Genomic DNA, 10,051 nt, shown 5'->3' on the forward strand with positions numbered 1-10,051 from the left:
CCGATCATCCTCCGGGGTGAGGCGGTGACGCGCCTGGCCTCGCTACGGTGACGTCTGACACGTCAGTACATCGACCGGGGGTAGCCGTGCGCATCGCCAAAGTCTGGGTCTTCCCGATCCTGCGCATCCTGATCTTCGTCGCCATCGCGGCGGCACTCGTCAAGCTCGCGTTCTTCGCGGCCCCGGCTGCCGGTGACGACACCGTCGCCGTCCCGACCGGCGAGCTCGTCGAGCCGCAGATCGCGGTGGCCGTCGGCACGATCACCAACGACGTGGCCGTCGACGCGACCGTGGTCGCCGACCCGGCGGCTCCCGTGCCCGCGACGCTCGCGGGCACGGTCACCGGCGTCGACGTCGTCAAGGGGCAGGCGGTCGCCGCGGGCGACCGGCTCGCGACACTCCGGTCCGAGACGCCGCAAGAGCCCCTCGTGGCCGCCGACGGCACCGTGACCGAGCGCAAGCCGATCGTCAAGACGGCCGTCATCACGTCACCCGTGGCCGGGACGATCACGTCGGTCGCCGTGATCAAGGACCAGACGGTCGTCGTGGGTGACGCGGTCGCGCAGGTCGCGCCTCCCACGTTCCACGTGACGGGATCACTCGCCGCGGACCAGCTGTACCGTCTGGTCAGTCGGCCGGCCGAGGGGTCCGTCGCCATCACCGGGGGGCCGGCGCCGTTCCCGTGCACGGCGCTCACCGTCGGGGGGAGCACCTCGTCGTCCGCGGGGCCGGACGACGGAGGGGAGGCCGGTGCGCCGACGGGGGACTCGTCGGGCCAGAGCGTCTCCTGCGTCGTGCCGGGCGACGTCACCGTGTTCAGCGGACTCGCCGCCAGGCTGACCATCCCTGCCGGTGTCGCCACGGACGTCCTGACCGTGCCCCTCACGGCTGTGGAGGGCGCGGCGGGCAAGGGCGTCGTCTCGGTCGTCGGAGCGGACGGTTCCACCGAGAAGCGCGACATCACGCTCGGCATCAACGACGGCACGATCGTCGAGGTCACCGGCGGCCTGGCCGAGGGCGACCTGGTGCTCGAGTTCGTCCCGGGCGCCGCTGCGGCGCCGCAGGGTGACTGCGTCGACCCCGCCACGGGCGCGGACCTCTGCAGCTGATGGCCCTGATCAGGCTCGAGGCGGTCACCAAGACGGTGCCGCTCGCCGACGACCGGACACTGGACATCCTGACGGGCGTCGACCTCGAGGTGGACGCGGGCGAGCACGTCAGCATCGTGGGGCGTTCGGGGTCGGGCAAGTCGACGTTGCTCAACATCCTCGGTCTCATCGACGAGCCCACCACGGGGACGCACTGGTTCGACGACGTCGACGTGCGCACGATCCGGCGCGGTCGGCGCGATCGGCTGAGGGGCGCCCAGGTCGGGTTCATCTTCCAGCAGTTCAACCTGCTGCAAGGGCGCACGGCACTCGAGAACGTCATGACCCCGTTGCTCTACTCGTCGGGTGCCGAGTTCTGGCGTCGGCGGTCCATCGCGGGCGAGATGCTGGAGCGCGTGGGTCTCGGTCACCGGGCCGACTCCATGCCCCATCGCCTGTCGGGCGGCGAACAGCAGCGCGTGGCGATCGCCCGCTCGCTCGTCCGCCGGCCGCGCGTCATCCTCGCCGACGAACCGACCGGTGCGCTCGACGTCGAGACGGGCGCGGGGGTGATGACGCTGCTCGACGGCATCGCGACCGAGAACGAGGCGGCCCTGGTGACGATCACCCACGATCTCGCGGTCGCCGCGCGCGCCTCGAGGCATTACCAGCTCGACGAGGGTGTCCTCTCGGCATCGGCCGACGGAGCTCTCCGGACACCGACGCCGACGTCGTCGCCCGTCGCGTCGACGTCGTCCCCCCGCGACGAGGTCGACGCGTGAGGCGTGTGGTGGCCGACGTGGTGGGGGCCTTCGCCGAGGCCTGGGCCGAACTGCGCGTCAACAAGCTCCGCGTGCTGCTCAGCCTGATCGGGGTGGCCGTCGCCGTCGCGGCCCTGACCGGCGTGGTCGCCCTCGGCGGGCTCGCCGAGCAGTCCTCCCGCGAGAACGCCGAGCGGTTCGGTGGCCGTCCCGCGAACTACTACGTCAACGCCTATTCCGACGGCGCCACGTCGCCGAGCACCGAGGCGATCGCGGACGCCTTCGCCACGACGACGGCACGCTACGGGATCGAGCAGACCAGCCGCGTCGTGTACGGCAATCGAGCCGTCCAGCTGCCGGACGGGGTGACCGAGGTCGGGGCCGTCACGGTCGACGTCCCCTACGGCGAGATGCACCGGGTCGTCATGACGGAGGGGTCGTGGTTCACGGACGGGGACGCGTCACGTCTCGCGCCGCCCGTCATCGTCAACGAGGTGCTCTGGCGGCAGCTCGGCTCCCCGCCGTTGTCGTCGCATCCGACCTTGCTGGTCCGGGGGTCGGACTCGGCGACGCTCGTCGTCACCGGAGTCTCGGCGGCGACCGAGTACGACGGCCCGCTGATGTACCTGCTGCCGATCACCGACTACGACCTCGCCCTGGCGAGCTACGGCGCCGAGACCCCGCAGTACGAGATGTGGCTGCCGCCCGAGACCAGCGATGCCCTGAGCGCTCAGGTGGCGTCCGACATGGGGGCGAGCCTCGGCGACGACGTGCAGGTCGACGTGTCGCGACAGGACTACGCCGCCGGCGGCGACGCCGACCCCTTCGGTCCCGTCAAGCTGATCATCACGGGGGTCGGCGTGCTGGTGTTGCTCCTCGGCGGTCTCGGCCTCGTCAACATCGCGCTCGTGACGGTCCGTCAGCGCATCCGCGAGATCGGCGTGCGTCGGTCCTTCGGGGCCACGGCTCCCCGGGTCTTCTTCTCGGTCATGCTCGAGAGCGTCGTCGGCACGGTCGTGGCGGGCGCCGCGGGCGTCATGGTGGCCGTCCTCGTCGTCGAGAACCCGACGGTGCAGGGTTACATCGCCCAGGGCGCCGTCAGCGATCTCCCCCCGTTCCCTGTCGAGGCGGCGCTGATCGGCCTGGCATCGGCAACGGCCATCGGGGCGGTGGCCGGTCTACTGCCGGCTCTCGTGGCGATCCGTGTCAAAGTGATCGACGCCATCCGCTACTGACACACACCGGAGCACCTGCGGCCGCTGTCGGTGCTGAGAGGTACCTTGGAGCCCATGGCCACGCCCACCAAGTCGACCGCGCGCGCGCGCTCGTCGTCGCGAGCGTCGCAGACCTCCGGCGCCACGAAGGCGACCAAGAAACTGCCCGCACCCCGCCAGCCCGACCCGGTCCGCGAGGGTCCGGGGCCGTTCGTCGCGGCATGGATGGGGCTCGCACACCTGACCGGCGGCGCGTTCCGGCTCCTGGGCAAGGAGTCCTTGGCGAAAGACGAGCGACGGGACGGCGTGCCCTTCCTGCTCGTCCTGCTCGCAATCGCCGGGGCGGTCGTCGAATGGCTGAACCCGACCAGCCCCGTCGCGATCGGATTCGACGCCTACACGTTCGGCGGGCTCGTGGGACGCGTCGCCTACGCCCTGCCGGTCATCATGGTCCTCTTCGCGGGCTGGCTCTTCCGTCACCCGGCATCCGTTCACGACAACACGCGCATCGGCATCGGACTCGGCCTCTCGATCGTCTCGATCAGTGCGCTGTGCCACATCTTCGGCGGGCAGCCCGAAGCCGCAGCAGGGCTCCGCGCCCTCGCCACGGGTGGTGGCGTGCTGGGCTGGGTCGTCGCCTCCTGGCTCGTGGCCCTCGCCACCGAATGGGTCGCGGTCCCTCTGGTGGTCGTCCTGCTGGCGTTCTCGCTGCTGATCATCACCAAGACCCCGCCGAACCGCATCCACCGTCGGCTCGGCGAGCTCTACTCCTACCTCTTCGGTGAGACGACCTCGGCGGCAGCCGGGGCCGACGGTGATCCCGACCTCGTCGACCTGGCCGAGTCCGAGTCGCTGCCCTGGTGGCGGCGGAACAAGGATCAGCGCGAGGACGACCCCGCGTACGACACCCCGCTGGTGAAACCGGACGAGTCTTCCTCCACCGACACGCTCGGGCGCCGTCGACGGAAGAAGCCCGTCTTCGAGCCGGGCGTGGACGACGGGGGCAGTGCTGCCGCGGCGGGTGCGGCAGGGGCCGCCGCGCCGACGACGGCTCCGACCGACGTCTTCTCCGCCGACCTCCTCGGCGATCTCGATCGGGCAGAGGACGCCGTCCGCGCCCAGGGGTTCGACGTCCCGTCCGTTCAGCCCACCGCGTCGACCACGGTGCTCCCGGTCGTTCCGGCCGAGCCCGTCGGCGAGAGCGACGCAGCGGCCGACTTCCTGGCGGTCGACCCCGACGAGGCTGCACCGCCCTCTCTCGACGAGGTCGACGACGGTGCCGAGAGCGCCCCGTATCGTCTCCCGGCCGCCTCGAGTCTGTCGGTGGGCGAGCCCGCGAAGGCGCGCAGCGAGGCGAACGACGCGATCGTGGCCGCCATCAGCCAGGTGCTCGACCAGTTCAACGTCGACGCCAAGGTGACCGGCCTCAAGCGCGGTCCGACCGTCACGCGTTACGAGATCGAACTCGGCCCCGGCGTCAAGGTCGAGCGGGTCACCGCCCTGACCAAGAACCTCGCCTACGCGGTGGCCTCCAACGAGGTACGCATCCTGTCCCCGATCCCCGGCAAGAGCGCGATCGGCGTCGAGATCCCCAACACCGACAAAGAGATCGTCGCCCTCGGCGACGTCCTGCGGTCCTCAGCGGCGAGCAAGAGCGTCCACCCGCTGACCATCGGCGTCGGCAAAGACGTCGAGGGGGGCTACGTCGTGGCCAACCTGGCCAAGATGCCGCACCTCCTCGTGGCCGGCGCCACCGGGTCGGGCAAGTCCAGCTTCATCAACTCGATGATCACCTCGTTGTTGATGCGCGCGAAGCCGACCGACGTCCGCATGGTGCTGATCGACCCCAAGCGGGTCGAGCTCTCGATCTACGCCGGCGTGCCGCACCTGATCACGCCCATCATCACGAACCCCAAGAAGGCCGCCGAGGCCTTGCAATGGGTCGTCAAAGAAATGGACATGAGGTACGACGACCTCGCCAGCTTCGGCTTCCGACACATCGACGACTTCAACCGTGCCGTCGTCGGCGGCGAGATCGTCCTCCCCGCCGGCAGTCAGCGCAAGCTCAAGCCGTACCCCTACCTTCTCGTGGTCGTCGACGAGCTGGCCGACCTCATGATGGTGGCTCCGCGCGACGTCGAGGACAGCATCGTCCGCATCACCCAGCTCGCCCGTGCCTCCGGAATCCACCTGGTCCTCGCCACGCAACGCCCCTCGGTCGACGTCGTGACCGGACTCATCAAGGCGAACGTCCCCTCCCGGTTCGCGTTCGCCGTCTCGAGCGTCACCGACTCGCGGGTGATCCTCGACCAGCCCGGGGCCGACAAGCTCATCGGTCAGGGCGATGGGCTGTTCCTCCCCATGGGTGCCTCCAAGGCCATGCGCGTCCAGGGCGCCTGGGTGCAAGAGAACGAGATCGCCCAGGTCGTGGCCCACGTCACCCGCCAGGCGCGTCCCGACTATCGCCCCGACGTCGCCGCGGTGGTCGAGAAGCGCGAGATCGACGGTGACATCGGTGACGATCTCGAGCTGCTCCTCGCGGCGGCCGAGCTCGTGGTCAGCACACAGTTCGGTTCGACGTCGATGCTCCAGCGCAAGCTGCGCGTCGGGTTCGCCAAGGCCGGCCGCCTCATGGACCTCATGGAATCGCGCGACATCGTCGGTCCGTCCGAAGGGTCGAAGGCTCGCGACGTGCTCGTCACGACCGAGCAGCTCCCCGGCGTGCTCGCGAAGCTGCGCGGCGGTGACGCGGCCCCCGAGACCGGCGCCGGTCGCACCTCCTCGGGTTCGGCCTCCGCCTCGCGGGGCGACGCCGGAGACTACGACGGCGACCCGGTCGAGGCCATGACCCGTGGGTACGCGGAAGACGACGACGCCGGAAGCGAAGACGCCTGGCACCTGACGGGCAGGGAGTAGACCATGAGCCACGACGACGCCGCCGCCCGCCCGCCCGCCCCGCGTTCGGCCTTCTCGTTCCGCGGACGGGTGGCCTCGAAAGGGCCCGGGCCGGCCAGCACCGCCAACATCGCGAACGTCATCACGGTCGTCCGCATCCTCATGGCCCCGTTGTTCATCGCCTGGTTGCTGATCGACGACGGGGCGGATGGTTCGCTCCGTGTCTGGGCTGCTGTGTTGTTCGTCGTGGCGATCCTGACCGACAGCCTCGACGGCATGCTGGCCCGTGGCCTCGACCTCGTGACCGACTTCGGCAAGATCGTCGATCCGATAGCCGACAAGGTGTTGATCGGCGGAGCGCTCGTCTCGCTCACGATCCTGGGCGAGCTGCCGTGGTGGGTCACCGCTCTCATCCTCGTCCGCGAGGTCGGCATCACCGTCTACCGTTTCGCCGTGCTGCGTGATCGTGTGATCCCGGCGTCCCGCGGCGGCAAGGTCAAGACGGTGCTGCAAGCGGTCGCGGTCACCCTGGCACTCTTCCCCCTCTGGAACGTCGTCGGCGAAGGCATGCACTGGGTCAACGGCGTGCTGATGACCGCGGCAACGGTCGCCACCCTCGTCTCCGGGGCGGACTACATGCGCGTCGCGATGAGGCACGGGCGGGCCGCCGCGTGACCACGGCTGCCGACCTCGTGGCCGAGTTGACGAGCAGGGGTCTCACGGTCGCCGTCGCCGAGTCCCTGACCGGCGGCGCCCTGGTCGCCGAGCTCGTGTCCGTGCCCGGGGCCTCGGCCGTCGTCCTGGGAGGGGTGGTCGCTTACCAGACGGAGCTCAAGCACACGCTGCTCGGCGTCGATGCAGGACTGCTCGCACGACACGGGCCGGTGCATCCCGACGTGGCCGCGTCCATGGCCGTCGGGGTACGGGGCCGGCTGACGACGGGCGGCCACCCGGCCGACATCGGGCTCGCGACCACCGGCGTCGCCGGCCCCGCCCCCCAGGGCGGACACGCACCGGGAACGGTCTTCGTCGGTCTGGCGGTACCCGGTGACGTCCGCGTCGCCGAGCTCACGCTCGCGGGCGACCGGCAGGCCATCCGAAACGCCACGGTCTCCGAATCCCTCACAGCACTCGATCGATGGCTGGTCGAGACGAGGGAATAGCCGGCGTTTCGGTCTCGTTACATCTCTCGAGTTCACAACAGGTGCACAGTCCCCGATGGCTACAGTCGTGGTCAGTCGGTCCGAGCACCATCCGCCGTCCCCCATCTGCAACCATCCCGTCAGATGGGTCGTCCCCGAAGGAGGGTCCCATGGTCCTGGTACGTCAAGAAATCGGCGACGTCCTTCGCGACTTCCGTCTGCAGAAGGGTCGCACGCTCCGTCAGGTCGCGAGCAAGGCCAGCGTCGCCCTCGGCTACCTGAGCGAGGTCGAGCGGGGCCAGAAAGAAGCGAGTTCAGAGATCCTTGCTTCCGTCGCGGACGCCCTCGAGACGCCCATCTCGGTCATCATGCGCGAGGTCGGTGACCGCATGGCCGTCATCGAGGGGCTCAACCCGATCCCCGACACCCTTCCGGACGACCTCGTCGCCGAGTTCGACTCCGACCTCGCGGTCCGCTGACCTTCCGTCATCGCCACGAACGCCCCCGGCTCGCGCCGGGGGCGTTCGTCGTGCGGGGTACCCTCGTCTGATGCGCAAGAGCGAGTTCGCCCGGGCCGTCGAGGACGAGTTCGGAGAAGCCTACGGTCGGGTGGTCACCCGGGATCTCGTCATCCAGTCGCTCGGTGACAGGACCGCCGACCAGGCGATCGCGCAGGGGGAATCGCCCCGCGACGTGTGGCTCGCACTCTGCGAGGCCGAGGGCGTCCCGGAGTCCCGTCGGTACGGTGTCGGGCTGCCCGAGCCGACGAGCTGAGCCGCTGCTCGCTCGGGCGTGTGTTCGACACGCCGGAGGCGATGGGTCGAACACGTGTTCGGACGGGTGGTAGCGTCCTCCACAAGGACGTCGACGATCGAGTTCTGCACGTCGGGCAGTCACCGCCACCGCGATGTCGGGGGTGGCCCGTAGCGTTTCTCGCATCGACGTCCCGCGTCACCGGCACCTGCCGGCGACACCAGCCTTGTCGTAGCGACGACGACCCTGCACCACCGGTCGACGTCGACGCGACAGCCTACAGGCGCACGGACGACCACCACGAAGGAGAAAGACATGCCCTCAGCCGAAAACCGCGAAAAGGCCCTCGAGACGGCTCTCGCCCAGATCGACCGACAGTTCGGCAAGGGCGCCGTCATGCGCCTCGGCAGCGACGAGCGTGCTCCCGTGGCGGTGATCCCGACCGGCTCGATCGCTCTCGACGTCGCTCTCGGCATCGGTGGCATCCCCCGTGGCCGCATCGTCGAGATCTACGGTCCCGAGTCGTCGGGTAAGACGACCCTGACCCTGCATGCCATCGCCAACGCGCAGCGCAACGGCGGCATCGCCGCCTTCATCGACGCCGAGCACGCCCTCGACCCCGAGTACGCCAAGAAACTCGGCGTCGACATCGACGCCCTGCTGGTGTCGCAGCCCGACACCGGCGAGCAGGCGCTCGAGATCGCCGACATGCTGGTCCGTTCGGGGTCGATCGACCTCGTCGTCATCGACTCGGTCGCAGCCCTCGTACCGCGTGCCGAGATCGAGGGCGAGATGGGCGATTCACACGTCGGTCTGCAGGCTCGCCTCATGTCTCAGGCGTTGCGCAAGTTGACCGGTGGGCTCAGCCAGACCGGCACCACGATGATCTTCATCAACCAGCTGCGCGAGAAGATCGGTGTCTTCTTCGGTAGCCCTGAGACGACGGCCGGCGGAAAGGCGCTCAAGTTCTACGCGTCCGTGCGTCTCGACATCCGCCGCATCGAGACCCTGAAAGACGGTACCGACGCGGTCGGCAACCGCACTCGCGTCAAGGTCGTCAAGAACAAGATGGCGCCGCCCTTCAAGCAGGCCGAGTTCGACATCCTCTACGGTGTGGGCATCTCGCGTGAGGGCAGCCTCATCGACTTCGGTGTCGAGCACGGCATCGTCCGCAAGTCGGGTGCCTGGTACACGTACGACGGCGACCAGCTCGGTCAGGGCAAAGAGAACTCGCGGAACTTCCTCATCAAGAACGCAGCCATCGCTCAAGAGATCGAGCAGAAGATCCTCGCCAAGCTCGGAGTCGGCGGTGCCAAGCCCGTCGAGGCACCCGTCGAATCGATCGAGGCGAAGATCGCCGCTCGAAAGGGCGCATGACGTCGCGCGACGACGACGCCGCAGGGGCGGGTCCGACTGACGACAGCAGGCGGCTCGCGCCGGTCACGCCCCTCTTCGGTGCTTCGACCGGATCGCCGTCGTCCGACGCGAGGGTGGATACTGCGGCCCCGGATGGCTCGTCTCACGGTACCGAAGCCGTCCTGACGGCCATCAGCGCCCACTGGGTGGGCGACGCGTCCCCGCTGGCTTCGGAGGCCGACCACCCGTCTGCCCGAGGTTCTCGGGCGGGCGCGGCCGGGCGTCCCAAGGCGACCGGGTTCGACGATGAGTCCGACGGTGGGCCGGAGGACCGAGAAGCGCAACAGCGACGGGCGGAGAACGTCAGTCTGCATGCCCTCTCGCGCCGTGGTGTGTCCTCGTTCGAGATGGAGAAGCTGCTCCGCTCTCGCGACCTCGACGAATCGGTCGTCGCCGACGAGATCGCTCGTCTCGAGCGGGTGGGTCTCCTCGACGATAGCGAACTCGCCGCGACCCTGGTCCGGTCGAAGCAAGAGCGCAAGGGGCTGGGCCGCGGGGCTGTCACGTCCGAACTCCGCGCCCGCGGCATCGACGCGTCGATCATCGACGAGGCCCTGTCCGACACGGACGACGACGAAGAGCAAGAACGTGCCGACGAATGGGCTCGCAAACGGGCCGGTTCATTGCGCGGGCTCGACCGCGAGACGGCCGAGCGTCGCCTGAACGGGTATCTGATGCGCCGCGGCTACCGCTCCGAGGTCGTACGCCGTGCCATCGAGAAGGCCCTGCCCCGGGGTGGCAGCGGTCGGGGCGGCGTCCGCTTCGAGTGATCGGCTCGGGGG

General features: G+C 69.5%; 10 protein-coding genes. All 10 read left to right on the forward strand.

The window, feature by feature from the left end; all coding sequences use genetic code 11:
- Positions 1-86: 86 nt before the first annotated feature.
- The 10 genes from ASE87_RS07130 to ASE87_RS16320 all read left to right on the forward strand — a co-directional run bounded on the left by ASE87_RS07130 (position 87) and on the right by ASE87_RS16320 (position 10,039).
- Positions 87-1,109: an efflux RND transporter periplasmic adaptor subunit gene (locus ASE87_RS07130; RefSeq protein ID WP_056227111.1), complete on the forward strand. Its 1,023-nt coding sequence runs from the start codon at positions 87-89 to the stop codon at positions 1,107-1,109.
- Positions 1,109-1,870, forward strand: coding sequence for an ABC transporter ATP-binding protein (locus ASE87_RS07135; protein ID WP_082452454.1), 762 nt, complete (start codon positions 1,109-1,111; stop codon positions 1,868-1,870). Before ASE87_RS07130 ends, ASE87_RS07135 begins: the two co-directional genes overlap by 1 nt.
- Entirely contained in the window at positions 1,867-3,084 is a 1,218-nt protein-coding gene (locus ASE87_RS07140) for an ABC transporter permease (RefSeq protein WP_056227113.1), read from the forward strand. Before ASE87_RS07135 ends, ASE87_RS07140 begins: the two co-directional genes overlap by 4 nt.
- A 54-nt stretch (positions 3,085-3,138) precedes the next feature.
- Entirely contained in the window at positions 3,139-5,979 is a 2,841-nt protein-coding gene (locus tag ASE87_RS07145) for a DNA translocase FtsK (protein WP_056227116.1), read from the forward strand.
- 3 nt (positions 5,980-5,982) lie between these two features.
- Positions 5,983-6,633 carry a CDP-diacylglycerol--glycerol-3-phosphate 3-phosphatidyltransferase gene (gene pgsA / locus ASE87_RS07150; RefSeq protein WP_052505405.1) on the forward strand — a complete coding sequence of 217 codons (651 nt, stop codon included), beginning with the start codon at positions 5,983-5,985 and terminating at the stop codon, positions 6,631-6,633.
- Positions 6,630-7,121: a CinA family protein gene (locus ASE87_RS07155; protein ID WP_056227118.1), complete on the forward strand. Its 492-nt coding sequence runs from the start codon at positions 6,630-6,632 to the stop codon at positions 7,119-7,121. The genes pgsA and ASE87_RS07155 overlap by 4 nt, the downstream gene beginning before the upstream one ends.
- Positions 7,122-7,270: 149 nt before the next feature.
- The gene (locus tag ASE87_RS07160; protein WP_043596680.1) at positions 7,271-7,579 is read left to right on the forward strand and encodes a helix-turn-helix domain-containing protein; all 309 of its coding nucleotides are present in this window, start codon (positions 7,271-7,273) and stop codon (positions 7,577-7,579) included.
- A gap of 70 nt (positions 7,580-7,649) precedes the next feature.
- Complete coding sequence (locus tag ASE87_RS07165; RefSeq protein WP_043596682.1) at positions 7,650-7,874, forward strand: DUF3046 domain-containing protein; 225 nt, start codon at positions 7,650-7,652, stop codon at positions 7,872-7,874.
- A gap of 294 nt (positions 7,875-8,168) precedes the next feature.
- Complete coding sequence (gene recA, locus ASE87_RS07170) at positions 8,169-9,230, forward strand: recombinase RecA (protein WP_043596683.1); 1,062 nt, start codon at positions 8,169-8,171, stop codon at positions 9,228-9,230.
- Between the two features lie 386 nt (positions 9,231-9,616).
- Positions 9,617-10,039 carry a regulatory protein RecX gene (locus tag ASE87_RS16320; RefSeq protein WP_162235869.1) on the forward strand — a complete coding sequence of 141 codons (423 nt, stop codon included), beginning with the start codon at positions 9,617-9,619 and terminating at the stop codon, positions 10,037-10,039.
- Positions 10,040-10,051: the final 12 nt, after the last annotated feature.

This window comes from Frigoribacterium sp. Leaf44 (genome assembly GCF_001421865.1).
Lineage (GTDB): Bacteria > Actinomycetota > Actinomycetes > Actinomycetales > Microbacteriaceae > Frigoribacterium.